General features: G+C 60.4%; 16 protein-coding genes and 1 other RNA gene. All 17 read left to right on the top strand.

Going from position 1 to position 18,678, the window contains the following annotated elements:
- Positions 1-147: 147 nt before the first annotated feature.
- The 17 genes from rsmI (at position 148) to ftsZ (ending at position 18,616) form a co-directional block, all read left to right on the top strand.
- Positions 148-1,053 carry a 16S rRNA (cytidine(1402)-2'-O)-methyltransferase gene (rsmI, locus tag QF010_RS16375; protein ID WP_165353260.1) on the top strand — a complete coding sequence of 302 codons (906 nt, stop codon included), beginning with the start codon at positions 148-150 and terminating at the stop codon, positions 1,051-1,053.
- A 75-nt stretch (positions 1,054-1,128) separates the two neighbouring features.
- An RNA gene (gene rnpB / locus QF010_RS16370) (RNase P RNA component class A) lies at positions 1,129-1,482 on the top strand.
- A gap of 355 nt (positions 1,483-1,837) precedes the next feature.
- Positions 1,838-2,293 (top strand): division/cell wall cluster transcriptional repressor MraZ, encoded by a 456-nt coding sequence (gene mraZ / locus QF010_RS16365; RefSeq protein WP_033061326.1) that lies wholly within the window; start codon positions 1,838-1,840, stop codon positions 2,291-2,293.
- Positions 2,290-3,237: a 16S rRNA (cytosine(1402)-N(4))-methyltransferase RsmH gene (rsmH, locus tag QF010_RS16360; protein ID WP_008147489.1), complete on the top strand. Its 948-nt coding sequence runs from the start codon at positions 2,290-2,292 to the stop codon at positions 3,235-3,237. The genes mraZ and rsmH overlap by 4 nt, the downstream gene beginning before the upstream one ends.
- Positions 3,234-3,527 (top strand): cell division protein FtsL, encoded by a 294-nt coding sequence (gene ftsL, locus QF010_RS16355; protein ID WP_003205353.1) that lies wholly within the window; start codon positions 3,234-3,236, stop codon positions 3,525-3,527. Before rsmH ends, ftsL begins: the two co-directional genes overlap by 4 nt.
- Complete coding sequence (locus QF010_RS16350; RefSeq protein WP_185753120.1) at positions 3,527-5,266, top strand: peptidoglycan D,D-transpeptidase FtsI family protein; 1,740 nt, start codon at positions 3,527-3,529, stop codon at positions 5,264-5,266. Before ftsL ends, QF010_RS16350 begins: the two co-directional genes overlap by 1 nt.
- Positions 5,266-6,729 carry a UDP-N-acetylmuramoyl-L-alanyl-D-glutamate--2,6-diaminopimelate ligase gene (locus tag QF010_RS16345; protein WP_429533520.1) on the top strand — a complete coding sequence of 488 codons (1,464 nt, stop codon included), beginning with the start codon at positions 5,266-5,268 and terminating at the stop codon, positions 6,727-6,729. The genes QF010_RS16350 and QF010_RS16345 overlap by 1 nt, the downstream gene beginning before the upstream one ends.
- Entirely contained in the window at positions 6,722-8,089 is a 1,368-nt protein-coding gene (locus QF010_RS16340) for a UDP-N-acetylmuramoyl-tripeptide--D-alanyl-D-alanine ligase (protein WP_429533519.1), read from the top strand. The genes QF010_RS16345 and QF010_RS16340 overlap by 8 nt, the downstream gene beginning before the upstream one ends.
- Entirely contained in the window at positions 8,089-9,171 is a 1,083-nt protein-coding gene (gene mraY, locus QF010_RS16335; RefSeq protein WP_033061333.1) for a phospho-N-acetylmuramoyl-pentapeptide-transferase, read from the top strand. Before QF010_RS16340 ends, mraY begins: the two co-directional genes overlap by 1 nt.
- Before the next feature lie 5 nt (positions 9,172-9,176).
- Positions 9,177-10,523 carry a UDP-N-acetylmuramoyl-L-alanine--D-glutamate ligase gene (gene murD / locus QF010_RS16330; RefSeq protein ID WP_429533518.1) on the top strand — a complete coding sequence of 449 codons (1,347 nt, stop codon included), beginning with the start codon at positions 9,177-9,179 and terminating at the stop codon, positions 10,521-10,523.
- Positions 10,520-11,737 carry a putative lipid II flippase FtsW gene (gene ftsW, locus QF010_RS16325; protein WP_033061335.1) on the top strand — a complete coding sequence of 406 codons (1,218 nt, stop codon included), beginning with the start codon at positions 10,520-10,522 and terminating at the stop codon, positions 11,735-11,737. The genes murD and ftsW overlap by 4 nt, the downstream gene beginning before the upstream one ends.
- Positions 11,727-12,797, top strand: coding sequence for an undecaprenyldiphospho-muramoylpentapeptide beta-N-acetylglucosaminyltransferase (murG, locus tag QF010_RS16320; protein WP_429511926.1), 1,071 nt, complete (start codon positions 11,727-11,729; stop codon positions 12,795-12,797). The genes ftsW and murG overlap by 11 nt, the downstream gene beginning before the upstream one ends.
- Entirely contained in the window at positions 12,790-14,250 is a 1,461-nt protein-coding gene (murC, locus tag QF010_RS16315) for a UDP-N-acetylmuramate--L-alanine ligase (protein ID WP_046053394.1), read from the top strand. The genes murG and murC overlap by 8 nt, the downstream gene beginning before the upstream one ends.
- Entirely contained in the window at positions 14,247-15,203 is a 957-nt protein-coding gene (locus tag QF010_RS16310) for a D-alanine--D-alanine ligase (protein ID WP_429533517.1), read from the top strand. Before murC ends, QF010_RS16310 begins: the two co-directional genes overlap by 4 nt.
- Before the next feature lie 4 nt (positions 15,204-15,207).
- Positions 15,208-16,077 (top strand): cell division protein FtsQ/DivIB, encoded by an 870-nt coding sequence (locus QF010_RS16305; RefSeq protein WP_046053392.1) that lies wholly within the window; start codon positions 15,208-15,210, stop codon positions 16,075-16,077.
- Positions 16,078-16,091: 14 nt separating this feature from the next.
- The gene (gene ftsA, locus QF010_RS16300) at positions 16,092-17,351 is read left to right on the top strand and encodes a cell division protein FtsA (protein WP_128873758.1); all 1,260 of its coding nucleotides are present in this window, start codon (positions 16,092-16,094) and stop codon (positions 17,349-17,351) included.
- 71 nt (positions 17,352-17,422) lie between these two features.
- Positions 17,423-18,616, top strand: a complete 1,194-nt coding sequence (gene ftsZ / locus QF010_RS16295; protein WP_033061342.1) for a cell division protein FtsZ — start codon at positions 17,423-17,425, stop codon at positions 18,614-18,616.
- Positions 18,617-18,678: the final 62 nt, after the last annotated feature.

Genomic DNA, 18,678 nt, shown 5'->3' with positions numbered 1-18,678 from the left:
GCGTGGAATTGTACCCAAGCACTGGCCGGGGCGCGATGTTACTGGTGTGAATCGATCAATTTAGCTCGTGCAAATGTTGCGGCACTGCACAAAAGGGCGCAAAACCGTGGGTTGCTTGCACGATCGCGAACGTCTCGACGCGCTACAATGGCGGCTTTTACCGATCATGAGGTGTGCGCTTTGACTGCTCCAGGTGCTTTGAATTCCGCTGCTGGCTCGCTTTATGTGGTGGCGACGCCCATCGGCAACCTGGACGACATCAGTGCGCGTGCACTGAAAATCCTGCGCGAGGTCGCCTTGATCGCTGCCGAAGATACCCGTCACTCTCAGCGATTGATGCAACATTTCGGCATTCCTACGCCGCTGGCAGCCTGTCATGAACACAATGAGCGGGATGAAGGTAGCCGCTTTATCACTCGCTTGCTCGCCGGTGACGATGTGGCGCTGATTTCCGATGCCGGCACGCCGTTGATTTCCGATCCGGGTTATCACCTCGTGCGTCAGGCTCGTGCTGCGGGTATCAATGTGGTGCCGGTTCCGGGTGCCTGCGCATTGATCGCGGCGTTGTCGGCGGCGGGGTTGCCGTCGGACCGTTTCATCTTCGAAGGCTTCCTGCCGGCCAAGGCTGTCGGTCGGCGCGCCCGTCTTGAGTTGGTAAAGGAAGAACCGCGCACGCTGATTTTTTATGAGGCGCCACACCGCATCCTTGAATGTCTGCAAGACATGGAGCTGGTATTCGGTGGGGAGCGCCCGGCTTTGCTGGCCCGTGAAATCACTAAAACCTTTGAAACCCTTAAGGGCTTGCCACTGGCCGAGTTGCGCGAGTTCGTCGAGTCAGACAGCAATCAGCAGCGCGGTGAATGCGTGGTGTTGGTGGCGGGTTGGTCTGCCCCCGAGACCGAGGACGCCGTCAGCAGTGAGGCCATGCGCATTCTGAATCTGTTGCTTGAAGAAATGCCGCTCAAGCGAGCCGCAGCGTTGGCGGCGCAAATTACCGGCGAGCGCAAGAATGTGCTTTATCAGGTCGCGCTGGATAAACAGAAGGGCGAGTGAAAACCGACGTACAGGCGCAGCCCAAGGCGTTTAGCGCTTGTCCTTCGGCCGCTCTGCCGTTAATCTTCGCGGCGGAGAGTCGATCGGACAGTCGCTGCCCTCTATGAGAATTAGGGGGGGGAGGAAAGTCCGGGCTCCATAGGGCGAAGTGCCAGGTAATGCCTGGGAGGCGTGAGCCTACGGAAAGTGCCACAGAAAATAACCGCCTAAGCGCTTCGGCGCCGGTAAGGGTGAAAAGGTGCGGTAAGAGCGCACCGCGCGACTGGCAACAGTTCGTGGCTAGGTAAACCCCACTTGGAGCAAGACCAAATAGGGTCCCAAGGCGTGGCCCGCGCTGGGACCGGGTAGGTTGCTAAAGATGTCCAGTGATGGCCATCGTAGACGAATGACTGTTCAAGACAGAACCCGGCTTACAGATCGACTCTCCACCTTTTTTCTACCCTCTGCTTAAATCATTGAGCAGGGCGCTGGTGATGGCAATTCCCCTCCTTACACAATCGTCGCAGAAGCACTTTCGTAATACCGAAAAAATCTTACTCTTAATAAATTACTTTAACTTTCGAGCGCAGCCATCAGTGCTGGTTCAAGTTATTGAGCTGGATGACACGTCTGATTCTCCTTACCCCTCCTAATACGCTCCTAAATCTCAGTTCTGTAAGGGTTTTCCTTTAATCCGCGCCTTGACGGTGCGGTGGCCGCATTCCTATAGTGTGCACAAGTGGCGGAAAGTGGCATGAAGTGGGTTTTTTGAACTCAAAACGCTAATATTTGGAGAAACGCTGTCGTGTTTCGCGGAGCTAACGCTATCAGTCTCGACGCAAAGGGCCGTCTCGCTATGCCGAGCCGGTACCGTGACGAGCTCGTTTCGCGTAGTTCCGGGCAGTTAATCGTCACCATTGATGCCGTTGATCCGTGTTTGTGTGTTTACCCCCTCGATGAGTGGGAAATTATTGAAACCAAACTGCGCACACTCCCTTCGTTTAGCGAAGAGAGCCGCCGCCTGCAACGTTTACTGATCGGTAATGCCGTCGACCTCGAGCTCGATGGCAGTGGTCGTTTTCTGGTTCCGCCGCGTCTTCGTGAATATGCCAAGTTGGATAAGCGCGCGATGTTGGTAGGCCAACTGAACAAGTTCCAATTGTGGGACGAGGATGCCTGGGATGCGGTTTCTGCCGCTGACCTGGCTGCCATTCAACAACCGGGCGCCCTGCCTGATGAACTGCGTGATTTGATCCTGTGACTATTGATAGCGGCTTTAACCACATCACCGTACTGCTTGACGAAGCCGTGGAGGCTCTCGCCGTACGTCCTGATGGCTGCTATCTGGACGGTACGTTCGGGCGTGGCGGACACAGTCGATTGATCCTCAGCCAGCTCGGCCCCGATGGTCGGGTACTCGGATTCGACAAGGATCCTCAAGCGATTGCCACCGGGCAAACGCTAGCGGCCGAAGACGGCCGCTTTGTCGTTGTGCAGCGCAGCTTTGCCGAGCTCGGTTCGGAAGTCGCCGAACGGGGTCTGGCCGGCAAGGTCAGCGGCGTTTTGCTCGACCTCGGCGTGTCCTCGCCGCAGCTCGACGACCCTGAACGCGGCTTCAGTTTTCTCAATGATGGCCCGCTGGACATGCGCATGGATCCGTCCCGCGGGATCAGCGCTGCCGAATTCGTCAACACCGCCCCTGTGGAAGAAATCGCCCGGGTGTTCAAGCAATACGGCGAAGAACGTTTCTCCGGCCGCATGGCCCGTGCCGTGGCCGAGCGTCGCGACATCAAGCCGTTCGAGCGCACCGCCGATCTGGCTGAAGTCCTGAAAGTCGCCAACCCTGCATGGGAAAAGGGCAAAAACCCGGCAACCCGTGCGTTCCAGGGCTTGCGCATTCACGTCAACAACGAACTGGGTGATCTGGAAGCCGGCCTCGAAGCCGCGCTGGAATGCCTGGAAGTCGGCGGCCGTCTGGTCGTCATCAGCTTCCACTCGCTGGAAGACCGCATCGTCAAACTGTTCATGCGCAAACTGGTGAAAGGCGAAGCCGACAACCTGCCGCGCAACCTGCCGGTCCGTCACGTCGCCTTCGAACCCATTATCAAAATCCATGGCAAAGCGCAGTCCGCCTCCGAGGCCGAACTCAAAGCCAACCCACGCTCCCGTAGCGCCGTCATGCGCGTCGCGGAGAAGCTGCGGTGAGCAAGCTTTTCGCCAAGCCACTTCCCGGCGGAAGCTTTTTCATGCTGCTGCTGTTTATTGGCGTGCTCGTGTCGGCCATCGGCGTTTCCTACAGCGCCCACTGGAACCGTCAACTGTTGAACTCGTTGTACAACGAGCTGAGCGTGCGCGACAAGGCGCAAGCGGAATGGGGCCGTTTGATTCTCGAACAGAGCACCTGGACTGCCCACAGCCGTATCGAAGTCCTGGCGACCGAGCAACTGAAGATGCGCATTCCTGGCGCCGCTGAAGTGCAGATGGTGGCGCCATGATGAAACTCGAGGGCGCACTCTTTCCATGGCGGTTCCGCCTGGTGCTGGGTTTGCTCGGCGTCATGGTCGTGGCGATTGCCTGGCGCATTATCGATCTGCAGGTCGTCGACCGTGCCTTTCTTAAAGGTCAGGGCGATGCGCGCAGTGTCCGTCATATTCCGATTCCGGCTCACCGTGGTCTGATCACCGACCGTAACGGCGAGCCTTTGGCTGTGAGTACCCCAGTCACCACTCTTTGGGCCAATGCCAAGGAAATGCAAACGGCCAAAGAGAAGTGGCCTGCACTGGCGGCTGCCCTGGGGCAGGACCCGAAAGCCCTGGCCGAACGTCTTGAAGCCCAGGCCAACAAAGAATTCATTTACCTGGTGCGCGGGCTGACCCCCGAGCAGGGCCAGTCCGTGCTCGATCTGAAAGTGCCGGGCGTTTATGGCATCGAAGAATTTCGTCGTTTCTACCCGGCCGGTGAAGTCACTGCCCATATGGTCGGTTTTACCGACATCGATGACCACGGTCGTGAAGGCGTCGAGCTGGCCTACGACGAATGGCTGGCTGGGGTCCCCGGCAAGCGACAGGTGATCAAGGATCGGCGTGGCCGACTTATCAAGGATGTTCAGGTCACCAAAAACGCCAAGGCCGGAAAGCCCTTGGCGTTGTCCATTGATCTGCGTCTGCAATACCTGGCCAACCGTGAACTGCGTAACGCGATCATCGAGAACGGCGCCAAGGCCGGCAGCCTGGTGATCATGGACGTGAAGAGCGGCGAGATCCTCGCCATGGTCAATCAGCCGACCTACAACCCGAACAACCGTCGCAACCTGCAACCGGCGATGATGCGTAACCGCGCGATGATCGACGTGTTCGAACCGGGTTCGACCATGAAAGCGATTTCCATGAGCGCCGCGATTGAAACCGGGCGCTGGAAGCCGACCGATACCGTCGAGGTTTATCCGGGCACCTTGCAGATTGGTAAATACACCATCAAGGACGTCTCCAAGAGCGAAGGTCCGGTGCTCGACCTGACTGGCATCCTGATCAACTCCAGTAACGTCGGCATGAGTAAGGTCGCCTTCGATATCGGCGGCGAAACTATTTTCCGTCTGGCGCAAAAAGTCGGCCTCGGCCAGGACACCGGCCTGGGCTTCCCGGGCGAGCGCGTCGGCAACCTGCCGAACTACCGCGAATGGCGCAAGGCTGAAACCGCCACGCTGTCGTACGGCTACGGTATCTCGGTGACCGCGATCCAGTTGGTCCACGCCTTCTCGGCCCTGGCCAACAATGGTCGCCTCGCGCCGCTGACCCTGATCAAAACCGACAAGGCGCCGCAAACCACACAGGTATTGCCGGAAGCTGTCGCGAAAACCATGCAAACCATGCTGCAACAAGTGATCGAAGCGCCGCGCGGTGTATTCCGTGCGCAAGTGCCGGCGTATCACGTGGGCGGCAAGTCCGGTACCGCGCGTAAAACGTCGGTCGGCACCAAAGGCTATGCCGAGAATTCCTACCGCTCGCTGTTCGCCGGTTTCGGCCCGATGAACGATCCGCGCTACGCCATCGTGGTGGTGATCGATGAGCCGACCAAAGCCGGTTACTTCGGTGGTCTGGTATCGGCGCCGGTGTTCAGCAAAGTGATGTCCGGGACCTTGCGCCTGATGAACATCACTCCGGACAACCTGCCACCTACTCAACAAGCGAACGCAGCACCGGTCGTTCCGCTGAAAGCCAATGGAGGGCGAGGCTGATGTCTCTGAGTCTGAACAAGATTTTCGCCCACGCCGGCCGCGATCTGTTGATCCGCGAACTGACCCTGGACAGCCGCAACGTGCGGGCTGGCGATCTGTTTCTCGCCGTTCCTGGCGGCAAGTTCGACGGCCGCGCGCACATCGCCGACGCCCTGCAACGCGGCGCTGCCGCTGTGGCGTATGAAGTCGAAGGCGCGACCGTATTGCCGATTACCGATGTGCCGCTGATTCCGGTCAAAGGCCTGGCAGCGCAGCTGTCGGACATCGCCGGGCGTTTTTACGGTGACCCTAGTCGTCACCTGAACCTGATCGGCGTGACCGGCACCAACGGCAAAACCAGTGTGACGCAGTTGGTTGCGCAAGCCTTGGATTTGCTCGGCCAGCACTGCGGCATCGTCGGCACGTTGGGCACCGGTTTCTACGGCGCGCTCGAAAGCGGCTTGCACACCACGCCGAACCCGATCGCCGTGCAAGCGACCCTCGCTGACCTGAAAAAGGCCGGCGCCAAAGCGGTCGCCATGGAGGTTTCTTCCCACGGTCTGGATCAAGGCCGCGTGACCGCGCTGGCGTTCGATGTGGCGGTGATGACCAACCTGTCCCGCGATCACCTGGATTACCACGGCACCATGCAAGCCTACGGCGAAGCCAAGGCCAAGCTGTTTGCCTGGAATGATTTGAAATGCCGGGTGGTCAACCTCGACGACGAGTTCGGCCGCCAACTGGCTGCGGACAAACTCGAATCGCGCCTGATCACCTACAGCCTGGAAGATGCCAGCGCCTACCTCTATTGCCGTGAAGCGCAGTTCGATGACGAAGGTGTGCGCGCCACGTTGGTCACGCCGCAGGGTGAGCATCACTTGCGCAGCACCTTGCTCGGTCGTTTCAACCTGAGCAACGTGCTGGCCGCGGTCGGCGCCTTGCTGGGGCTGGACTACGCGCTGGACGAAATTCTCAAGGTCCTGCCGAAACTCGAAGGCCCGGCCGGACGCATGCAGCGCCTCGGCGGCGGTACTCAGCCGCTGGTGGTGGTCGATTACGCCCACACCCCGGATGCGCTGGAAAAAGTCTTGATGGCCCTGCGTCCTCACGCCAAAGGCCGTTTGCTGTGCCTGTTCGGTTGCGGTGGTGATCGCGATCGCGGCAAACGTCCGCTCATGGCTGAAGTGGTCGAGCGTTTGGCTGACGGCGTGCTGGTGACCGATGACAACCCGCGCACCGAAGATCCGGCAGTGATCTTCGACGACATCCGCGCCGGTTTTACCGCTGTGGATAAAGTTACCTTCGTCGCTGGCCGTGGCCAGGCGATTGCCCAATTGATCGCCAGCGCTTCGGCGGATGACGTGATTGTCCTGGCCGGTAAAGGTCACGAGGACTATCAGGAAATCAACGGCCAGCGTCACGCGTTCTCCGATCTGGTCGAGGCCGATCACGCCTTGACCGCGTGGGAGGTGGCCCATGCTTAAAGCCTTGAAACTGAGCGAACTGACCGGCGCGCTGAATGCCCGTTTGGTCACTGCCGATGCCAGCTTCGACGGCGTCAGCATCGACAGCCGCGCGATCAAGCCAGGCCAGCTCTTTATTGCCCTGACCGGCCCGCGCTTCGATGGTCATGACTACCTCAATGACGTCGCCGCAAAAGGCGCCGTAGCCGCGTTGGTCGAGCGCGAAGTCGCCGACAGCACTCTGCCGCAATTGCTGGTGAAAGATACTCGTCAGGCTCTCGGTCAATTGGGCGCGCTGAACCGTGCTGCTTATACCCACCCGGTTGCGGCCATCACCGGTTCCAGCGGCAAGACCACGGTCAAGGAAATGCTCGCCAGCATCCTGCGCACGCGCGGTCCGGTGTTGGCGACCCGTGGCAACCTGAACAATGATCTCGGCGTTCCGCTGACCCTGCTCGAACTCGCACCGGAACATACCGCTGCGGTGATTGAACTGGGTGCTTCGCGTCTCGGCGAAATTGCCTACACCGTCGGCATGACCAAGCCTCATGTGGCCGTGCTCAACAACGCCGGGACCGCCCACGTCGGCGAGTTCGGCGGGCCGGAAAAAATCGTCGAAGCCAAGGGCGAGATTATTGAAGGGCTGGATGCCGATGGCGTCGCCGTTCTCAATCTTGACGACAAGGCGTTTGACATCTGGAAGACCCGCGCTGCCGGCCGCAAAGTGCTGACCTTCGCCTTGAGCAATGTCAGCGCCGATTTCTACGCCAGCGATCTGGACCGTGACGCTCGCGGTTGCCCGGCCTTCAACCTGCACACTCCTGAAGGTATGGAGCGCGTTCAACTGAACCTGCTCGGCACCCATAACGTTGCCAATGCGATGGCCGCCGCCGCTGCTGCCCATGCGCTGGGCGTGTCGCTGTTCGGCATCGCCACCGGTCTCGGCGCAGTACAACCGGTCAAGGGCCGCACAGTCGCGCAACTGGCCAGCAATGGCATGCGCGTCATCGATGACACCTACAACGCGAACCCCACCTCCATGTGCGCTGCCGTTGATATACTCGCCGGCTTTTCCGGCCGCACCGTTCTGGTGCTCGGGGATATCGGCGAATTGGGCGATTGGGCGGAGCAGGGGCACCGCGATGTGGGCGCGTACGCCCGCGGCAAGGTTTCCGCGCTTTACGCTGTCGGGCCAATGATGACTCACGCCGTGAACGCTTTCGGCGAGCAGGCCTATCACTTCACCACTCAGGCTGAACTGATCAAGGCCCTCGGCGCCGAGCAAGACACAAACACCACCATTTTGATCAAGGGCTCGCGCAGCGCTGCGATGGAAAACATCGTCGCCGCTTTGTGCGGGACCAGCCTGGAGAAACATTAATGCTGCTGCTGCTAGCGGAGTATCTGCAACAGTTCTACAAAGGCTTCGCGGTCTTTCAGTACCTGACCCTGCGTGGGATTCTCGGTGTGCTGACCGCGTTGGTTTTGTCGCTGTGCTATGGCCCGTGGATGATCCGCACTTTACAGAACCGTCAGATCGGTCAATCCGTTCGTAACGACGGTCCGCAATCGCACCTGTCCAAGTCGGGCACCCCGACCATGGGCGGCGCGCTGATCCTGTCGTCCATTGGCGTCAGCACATTGCTTTGGGCTGACCTGACCAACCGTTATGTCTGGACCGTTCTGCTGGTGACCTTGTTGTTTGGCGCGATCGGCTGGGTCGACGATTACCGTAAAGTGATCGAGAAGAACTCCCGTGGCTTGCCGAGTCGCTGGAAGTACTTCTGGCAATCGGTGTTCGGCCTGGGCGCGGCGATCTTCCTTTATATGACCGCAGCGACACCGGTGGAAACCACCCTGATCCTGCCGATGCTCAAGGACCACAGCATTCCGCTGGGTATAGGCTTCGTCGTCCTGACCTACTTCGTGATCGTTGGCTCGAGCAACGCGGTCAACCTGACCGACGGCCTCGACGGTCTGGCGATCATGCCCACCGTAATGGTTGGTGGCGGGTTGGGGATCTTCTGCTACCTGTCGGGTAACGTGAAATTCGCTGAATACCTGCTGATCCCGTATGTGCCGGGCGCAGGCGAGTTGATTGTGTTCTGCGGTGCCTTGATCGGCGCGGGCCTGGGGTTCCTCTGGTTCAACACGTACCCGGCCCAGGTGTTCATGGGCGACGTCGGCGCACTGGCGCTGGGCGCGGCACTGGGCACCATCGCGGTGATCGTCCGTCAGGAAATCGTCCTGTTCATCATGGGCGGTGTGTTCGTGATGGAAACCCTGTCAGTCGTCATTCAGGTTGCGTCCTTTAAGCTCACCGGTCGCCGTGTGTTCCGCATGGCACCGATTCACCACCACTTTGAACTCAAGGGCTGGCCCGAGCCACGCGTGATCGTCCGTTTCTGGATCATCACCGTGATTCTCGTGCTGGTTGGCCTTGCCACCCTGAAGCTGAGGTAGAACGAGTGTCTCTGATCGCTTCTGACCACTTCCGCATCGTTGTCGGCCTCGGCAAGAGCGGCATGTCCCTGGTTCGCTTCCTGGCGAACCGAGGCACGTCGTTTGCTGTCGCCGATACGCGGGAAAATCCACCGGAACTGGCCACGCTCAAGCGTGACTATCCGCACGTGGAAGTGCGTTGTGGCGAGCTGGACGTCGAATTCCTGTGCCGCGCCGACGAGCTCTACGTGAGCCCCGGCCTGGCGCTGGCGACCCCGGCCCTGCAGGCTGCCGCCGCCCGTGGCGTGAAATTGTCCGGCGACATCGAGCTGTTCGCGCGTAACGCGAAGGCGCCGATTGTCGCCATCAGCGGTTCCAACGCGAAAAGCACCGTCACCACACTGGTCGGCGAGATGGCTGCGGTGGCCGGCAAGCGCGTCGCCGTTGGCGGCAACCTCGGCACGCCGGCGCTGGACCTGCTCAGCGACGACGTCGAGCTGTACGTGATGGAACTGTCGAGCTTCCAGCTCGAAACCACCGATCAACTCAACGCCGAAGTGGCGACCGTGCTCAATGTCAGCGAAGACCACATGGACCGCTACAGCGGTCTGCCGGCCTATCACCTGGCCAAGCACCGGATCTTCCGGGGTGCCAGGCAGTTTGTGGTCAACCGTCAGGATGCCCTGAGCCGTCCGCTGATTGGTGAAGGCCAGCCGTGCTGGACCTTCGGTTTGAGCAAGCCTGATTTCAAGGCATTTGGTATCCGCGAAGAAGACGGCGAGAAGTACCTGGCCTTCGAATTCCAGAACCTGATGCCGGTGCGCGAGTTGAAAATTCGCGGCGCCCACAACCAGTCCAACGCCTTGGCGGCATTGGCGCTGGGCCACGCGGTCGGCTTGCCGTTCGATGCCATGCTCTCGAGCCTGCGTACCTTCGCGGGGCTTGAGCATCGCTGCCAGTGGGTCCGTGACCTGGATGGCGTGGGTTACTACAACGATTCCAAAGCCACCAACGTTGGCGCCGCACTGGCAGCCATCGAAGGCCTGGGCGCAGACATCGACGGCAAAGTCGTGTTGATCGCTGGCGGCGACGGCAAGGGTGCCGAGTTCAAGGACCTGCGTGATCCGGTAGCCGCCAACTGCCGCGCCGTCATTTTGATGGGCCGCGACTCCGACAAGATCGGCGAAGCCATCGGCGATGCGGTGCCGTTGATCCGGGTCGGTTCGCTGGTTGAAGCGGTAGAGCAATGTCGCGCCGCTGCGCAACCGGGAGATGTGGTGCTGCTGTCGCCGGCCTGCGCCAGTTTCGACATGTTCAAGAATTACGAAGACCGTGGTCACCAGTTCGTCCGCGCTGTGGAGGATCTGGCATGAGCCTGATGAACATCATCAAGCCGTATCCGTCGCCGTTGATCACCGGGCGCGGTATCGACCTCGACTTCCCGATGCTCGCCGGTTGCCTGGCCTTGATCGGTCTGGGCCTGGTCATGATTGCATCGGCCTCGACCGAAGTGGGGGCCGTGCAGTCGGGCAGCGCCCTGTATTACATGATTCGCCACCTTATCTACATCGTGCTGGGCCTGGGTGCCTGCATCGTCACCATGATGATTCCGATCGCCACCTGGCAACGCCTGGGCTGGCTGATGTTGATTGGTGCGTTCGGTTTGCTGGTGATGGTGATCATTCCGGGGATCGGCCGGGAAGTGAACGGTTCGATGCGCTGGATCGGTTTCAGCTTCTTTAACGTCCAGCCTTCCGAAATCGCCAAGGTGTTCGTGGTGATTTACCTCGCCGGTTATCTGGTGCGTCGTCAGAAAGAAGTGCGTGAAAGCTGGATGGGCTTCTTCAAGCCGTTCATCGTTCTGCTGCCAATGGCAGGCCTGTTGCTGATGGAACCGGACTTCGGCGCCACCGTCGTGATGATGGGCGCCGCTGCGGCGATGCTGTTCCTCGGCGGCGTCGGGCTGTTCCGGTTTTCCTTGATGGTGGTGCTGGCGGTCGCAGCGGTGGTGTTGCTGATTCAAGTGCAGCCCTATCGAATGGCGCGTCTGACCAACTTTGCGGATCCGTGGGCCGACCAGTTCGGTGCCGGCTACCAGTTGTCGCAAGCCTTGATTGCTTTTGGTCGCGGCGAATGGCTCGGCGTCGGCCTGGGCAACAGCGTGCAGAAACAGTTCTACTTGCCGGAAGCCCACACTGACTTCGTGTTCTCGGTGCTTGCCGAAGAGCTGGGGGCCGTGGGCTCCTTGTGTACGGTCGCGCTGTTCGTGTTCGTTTGCGTTCGTGGCATGTACATCGGTTATTGGGCCGAGAAGGCCAAGCAATTCTTCGCCGCCTACATCGCGTACGGCTTGTCGTTCCTGTGGATCGGCCAGTTCCTGATCAACATCGGGGTGAACGTCGGCCTGTTGCCGACCAAAGGCCTGACCCTACCGTTCCTCAGTTACGGCGGCAGTTCGTTGGTGATCTGCGGTGGGTGTCTGGGCTTGTTGCTGCGCATCGAATGGGAGAGTCGAACCCACTTGGGCAGCGAAGAGATGGAGTTCCATGAGAGCGACTTCGCCGAGGAGCCGACCCATGGGCGCTAACGTATTGATCATGGCGGGCGGCACCGGTGGCCACGTGTTCCCGGCGCTGGCGTGTGCTCGCGAATTCCAGGCCCGCGGTTACACCGTGCATTGGCTCGGAACGCCGCGAGGCATCGAGAACGACCTGGTGCCGATGGCCGGCATTGAACTGCATCGGATCAATGCCAGCGGATTGCGTGGCAAGGGCAAATTGTCCCTGCTCAAGGCGCCGTTCATGTTGCTCAAGTCGATCTGGCAGGCGCGGGCGATCATTCGTCAGCTGCGGCCGGTGTGTGTCGTCGGCTTTGGTGGTTATGTGACCGGTCCTGGTGGCGTTGCAGCCAAACTGGCCGGTGTGCCGGTGATCGTTCACGAACAGAACGCCGTGGCGGGTACCGCCAATCGGTTGCTGGTGCCGTTGGCCGCCCGAGTCTGTGAAGCGTTCCCCGACACCTTTACCCTGTCGGGCAGCCGTCGGACCACCGGTAACCCGGTGCGCACCGAGCTGTTCCTCGAAACACCGCGACAGGCTCTGGCCGGTCGCAAGGCGCGTTTGCTGATCCTGGGTGGAAGCCTGGGCGCAGAACCGTTGAACAAGTTGCTGCCTGAAGCCCTGTCGCAAGTCGCCCCCGACCTGCGCCCGGAAGTGTTTCATCAGGCCGGCAAAAACCACGATGAAGTGACTGCAGAGCGCTATCGCGCGGCTGGCGTCGAGGCGCAAGTGCAGCCTTTCATCAAAGACATGGCCCAAGCCTATGGCTGGGCCGACCTGGTGGTGTGCCGCGCAGGCGCGTTGACCATCAGTGAACTGGCCGCCGCCGGTCTGCCCTCGATGCTGGTGCCTTTGCCCCACGCGATCGACGATCACCAGACCCGCAACGCCGATTATTTGGCCCGTGAAGGCGCTGCCTTCCTGTTGCCGCAAAGAACGACTGGCGCAGCGGATCTTGCCGCACGCCTGACAGAGGTCCTGATGCAACCACAACGACTCACCGACATGGCTACCGCGGCACGCCGCCTGGCCAAACCCGATGCAACCCGTAACGTGGTCGATACCTGCCTGGAGGTGGCCCATGGTTGAGAATCAGAAAGCCATGCCGCAACCGGAAATGCGCCGCATCCGTCGCATCCACTTCGTCGGAATCGGCGGCGTGGGCATGTGCGGTATTGCCGAAGTGTTGTTGAACCTGGGCTATGAAGTGTCCGGTTCCGACCTGAAAGCTTCGCCGGTGACCGAGCGTCTCGAGTCCTTCGGCGCCCAGATCTTTATCGGCCACCGCGCCGAGAACGCCGCGACCGCCGATGTACTGGTCACCTCCAGTGCCGTGAACACGTCCAACCCGGAAGTCGCCACTGCCCTGGAACGCCGAATTCCGGTGGTGCCTCGCGCTGAAATGCTGGCTGAGCTGATGCGCTACCGCCACGGCATTGCCGTCGCCGGTACCCATGGCAAAACCACCACCACCAGCCTGATCGCTTCGGTGTTTGCCGCCGGTGGCCTGGACCCGACATTCGTGATCGGTGGCCGTCTGAATGCCGCGGGCACCAATGCCCAGCTTGGCACCAGCCGTTACCTGATCGCTGAAGCTGACGAAAGCGACGCCAGTTTCCTGCACTTGCAGCCGCTGGTGGCTGTGGTCACCAACATCGACGCCGACCACATGGCGACCTACGACGGTGACTTCAATAAACTGAAGAAAACCTTCGTCGAGTTCCTGCACAACCTGCCGTTCTACGGTCTGGCGGTGGTGTGCCTGGACGATCCGGTAGTGCGTGAAATCCTGCCGCAGGTGAAACGCCCGGCCGTCACTTATGGCTTCGGCGACGACTGCGACGTGCGCGCAATCAATGTGCGTCAGCAGGGCATGCAGACCTTCTTCACCGTGCTGCGTCCTGATCGCGATCCGCTGGATGTTTCGGTGAACATGCCGGGCAATCACAACGTGTTGAACGCGCTGGCCACCATCTGCATCGCCACTGACGAGGGCGTCAGCGATGAAGCCATCGTCCAGGGCCTGTCCGGGTTCCAGGGTGTCGGCCGACGCTTCCAGGTCTACGGCGAACTGCCGGTAGAAGGCGGCAACGTGATGCTGGTCGACGATTACGGTCACCACCCGACCGAAGTCGCCGCGGTGATCAAAGCCGTGCGCGGTGGCTGGCCGGAACGCCGTCTTGTGATGGTCTACCAGCCGCATCGTTACAGCCGCACCCGCGACCTGTACGACGATTTCGTCAATGTATTGGCCGACGCCAACGTCCTGCTGCTGATGGAAGTCTACCCGGCCGGTGAAGAACCGATCCCGGGCGCCGACAGCCGCAAGCTGTGCAACAGCATCCGTCAGCGCGGCCAGCTCGACCCGATCTACATCGAGCGCGGTGTTGACCTCGCGCCCATCGTCAAGCCGCTGCTGCGTGCTGGCGACATCCTGCTGTGCCAGGGCGCCGGTGACATCGGCGGTCTCGCACCGAAACTGTTGAAAAGTCCGTTGTTCGCAGGCGCCGTTGCTGCGCCGAGTGTGGGGAAGTTGAAATGACCGCTGCTTACGCCAACCTCGTCTCCACTATCGCGCCGAAAGATTTCGGCCGCGTCGCCGTGCTCTTCGGCGGCAAGAGTGCCGAGCGTGAGGTTTCCCTGAAGTCGGGTAACGCGGTTCTCGACGCGCTGCTAAGCGCCGGTGTGGACGCGTTTGGTCTCGACGTGGGCGATGATCTTTTGCAGCGTCTGCTGAACGAAAAAATCGATCGCGCCTTCATCATTCTCCACGGTCGTGGCGGTGAAGACGGCAGCATGCAGGGCCTGCTGGAATGCCTGGGTATTCCGTACACCGGCAGCGGCATTCTTGCTTCCGCGCTGGCCATGGACAAGCTGCGAACCAAACAGGTCTGGCACAGCCTCGGTATTCCGACGCCACGCCATGCCGTGCTGAGCTCCGAGGCCGATTGTATTTGCGCGGCGACGGAACTGGGCTTCCCTTTGATCGTCAAACCGGCCCATGAAGGTTCAAGTATCGGGATGGCCAAAGTGACCTCCGCGTCGGAGTTGATCGACGCGTGGAAAGCGGCCAGTACCTACGATTCGCAAGTGTTGGTCGAGCAATGGATTCAAGGTCCGGAGTTCACCATCGCCACCCTGCGTGACCAGGTGTTGCCACCAATCGCCCTGGGCACGACGCACAGTTTCTACGACTACGACGCCAAGTACGTGGCTTCCGATACCCAGTACCGGATTCCGTGTGGCCTGGACAGCAGCAAAGAAAAAGAACTGATGGACCTCACGGCGAAAGCCTGTGAGGCGCTGGGTATCGCCGGTTGGGGCAGGGCTGACGTGATGCAGGACGCCGACGGGCAGTTCTGGTTCCTGGAAGTCAATACCGCACCGGGCATGACCGATCACAGTCTGGTGCCGATGGCAGCTCGTGCTGCCGGTCTGGATTTCCAGCAACTGGTTCTGGCGATTCTGGCCGCAAGTATCGAGCCGCGAGGTTAAGACCATGCAAGGCGCACAGCTGAGACATCAGCCCTCCGCACCACCCGGCCGCAAGCCGGTACCGCGGGGTGCCAGCCGAATGGTGGCCAAAGAGCCGATGTCTGCGCGCCTGCCGAAAGCCAATTTTGGTTTTCTGAAAAGCCTGTTCTGGCCGGTGCTGTTGGTCGCACTGGGTTTCGGTACTTACGAAGGCGCACAGCGTTTGCTGCCGTACGCCGACCGGCCGATCACCAAGATCAACGTGCAGGGCGACTTGAGTTACATCAGCCAGCAAGCGGTGCAGCAGCGGATCGCCCCATACGTGGCGTCGAGCTTCTTCACCATCGACCTGGAGAGCATGCGCACCGAGCTTGAAACGATGCCATGGATTGCCCACGCCGAAGTGCGTCGGGTGTGGCCGGATCAAGTGGTGATCCGCCTGGAAGAACAACTGCCGGTGGCCCGTTGGGGCGATGAGTCGCTGTTGAACAACCAGGGTCAGGCGTTCACCCCGAGAGAGCTGGCGAACTACGAACACTTGCCACAGCTGTTCGGCCCACAACGGGCCCAACAACAAGTGATGCAGCAATACCAGGTGCTGAGCCAGATGCTCAGGCCGTTGGGCTTCTCGATTGCGCGCCTGGAGTTGCGTGAACGAGGCAGCTGGTTCCTGACCACCGGCGCCGGCAGCGCAGGCCCGGGAATCGAACTGTTGCTGGGACGCGGCAACCTGCTGGAAAAGATGCGCCGCTTCATTGCCATCTATGACAAGACGCTTAAAGAACAGATTACGAACATTGCGCGCATCGATCTGCGCTATGCCAACGGCCTCGCTGTTGGCTGGCGGGAACCTGTAGCGCCCACGGCAGCCCAACCCGCTGTCGCGAAGAATTGAGAAGAGGCAGGACCATGGCAAACGTGCAAAGCGGCAAAATGATCGTCGGTCTCGATATCGGCACCTCCAAGGTGGTGGCGCTGGTCGGCGAGGTCTCGGACGACGGCACGCTGGAAATCGTCGGGATCGGTACCCATCCGTCCCGTGGCCTGAAGAAAGGCGTGGTGGTGAACATTGAGTCCACCGTGCAATCGATCCAGCGCGCGATCGAAGAGGCGCAGCTGATGGCTGGTTGCCGCATTCACTCGGCGTTCGTCGGCGTGGCTGGCAATCATATCCGCAGCCTGAACTCTCACGGCATCGTGGCGATTCGTGATCGCGAAGTCAGCGCCGCCGACCTCGAGCGTGTGCTCGACGCCGCCCAGGCTGTAGCGATCCCGGCGGACCAGCGCGTGCTGCACACCCTGCCGCAGGATTACGTGATCGATAACCAGGAAGGCGTTCGCGAGCCTCTGGGCATGTCGGGCGTACGTCTGGAAGCCAAGGTTCACGTGGTCACCTGCGCCGTCAACGCCGCACAGAACATTGAAAAATGCGTGCGTCGCTGCGGCCTGGAAATCGACGACATCATTCTCGAGCAACTGGCTTCGGCCTACTCGGTCCTGACCGACGACGAGAAAGAGCTGGGCGTGTGCCTGGTGGACATCGGTGGCGGCACCACCGACATCGCGATCTTCACCGAAGGCGCGATCCGTCACACCGCAGTGATCCCGATTGCGGGCGATCAGGTGACCAACGACATCGCGATGGCGTTGCGCACTCCGACCCAGTACGCCGAAGAAATCAAGATTCGCTATGCCTGCGCCCTGGCCAAACTGGCCGGTGCCGGTGAAACCATCAAGGTCCCAAGCGTTGGCGACCGTCCACCGCGCGAGCTGTCCCGTCAGGCCCTGGCCGAAGTGGTCGAGCCGCGTTACGACGAGCTGTTCACGCTGATCCAGGCCGAACTGCGTCGCAGTGGCTACGAAGACCTGATCCCGGCCGGCATCGTGCTGACCGGTGGTACGTCGAAGATGGAAGGCGCGGTCGAACTGGCCGAAGAAATCTTCCACATGCCGGTCCGCCTGGGCGTGCCGCATGGCGTCAAGGGCCTGGACGACGTGGTCCGTAACCCGATTTATTCCACTGGCGTTGGCCTGTTGATGTACGGCCTGCAAAAGCAGTCCGACGGGATTTCGTTCTCGGGCATCAGCAGCCGCGACAGCTACAGCAATGAAGAACCGAAAGTCGCCTTGCTCGATCGCTTCAAGAGCTGGGTACAAGGCAACTTCTAAAGATTTACCGCAGCACCGTTGTAGATACAGGCAGTAGGCGAAAAAACTAGAGAATGTAAAGGAGAGGGAAAATGTTCGAACTCGTAGACAACATCCCCGCAAGCCCGGTTATTAAAGTTATCGGTGTTGGCGGAGGCGGCGGCAACGCCGTCAACCACATGGTCAAGAGCAACATTGAAGGCGTTGAATTCATCTGCGCCAACACTGATGCCCAAGCGCTGAAAAGCATCGGCGCGCGGACCATCCTGCAACTGGGCACCGGCGTGACCAAAGGTCTCGGCGCTGGCGCCAACCCTGAAGTAGGTCGTCAGGCCGCTCTCGAAGATCGTGAGCGCATTGCCGAAGTCCTGCAGGGCACCAATATGGTGTTCATCACCACTGGCATGGGCGGTGGTACCGGTACCGGTGCTGCGCCGATCATTGCTGAAGTGGCCAAGGAAATGGGGATTCTCACCGTTGCGGTGGTGACTCGTCCGTTCCCGTTCGAAGGCCGCAAGCGCATGCAGATCGCCGACGAAGGTATCCGTCTGCTGTCTGAAAGCGTCGACTCGTTGATCACCATTCCCAACGAGAAGCTGCTGACCATCCTTGGCAAGGACGCAAGCCTGCTGTCCGCATTCGCCAAGGCCGACGATGTACTGGCCGGTGCCGTTCGCGGTATCTCCGACATCATCAAGCGTCCGGGCATGATCAACGTCGACTTTGCCGACGTACGGACCGTGATGAGCGAAATGGGCATGGCGATGATGGGCACTGGCTGCGCCAGCGGTCCGAACCGTGCACGTGAGGCTACTGAAGCGGCCATTCGCAACCCATTGCTGGAAGACGTGAACCTGCAAGGTGCACGCGGCATCCTGGTGAACATCACCGCCGGTCCTGACCTGTCCCTGGGTGAGTACTCCGACGTGGGTAGCATCATCGAAGCCTTCGCTTCCGAGCACGCGATGGTCAAGGTCGGTACCGTTATCGATCCGGACATGCGCGACGAACTGCACGTGACCGTGGTTGCCACCGGTCTGGGCGCGAAAATCGAGAAGCCTGTGAAGGTTATCGACAACACCATGCACACGTCCGTGGCATCGCAGCCGCAGCAGCAAGCGCCTTCGCGTCAGGAAGCGCCTGCAGTAAACTACCGTGACCTGGACCGTCCGACCGTCATGCGCAACCAGGCTCAGGCCGGTGCTGCGACTGCCGCGAAGATGAATCCGCAAGATGATCTGGATTACCTGGACATCCCGGCTTTCCTGCGTCGTCAGGCCGATTAATGGAATGTATCAGGGCTATGAAGGTGATTGGTGTTCAGCAAAGGTCTGGTCTGCTATCATCG

It is taken from the genome of Pseudomonas silensiensis (genome assembly GCF_050434865.1).
Lineage (GTDB): Bacteria > Pseudomonadota > Gammaproteobacteria > Pseudomonadales > Pseudomonadaceae > Aquipseudomonas > Aquipseudomonas fluorescens_W.
Note: the sequence above shows the minus strand (reverse complement) of the source record. Positions and strands in the feature narration are given on the sequence as shown.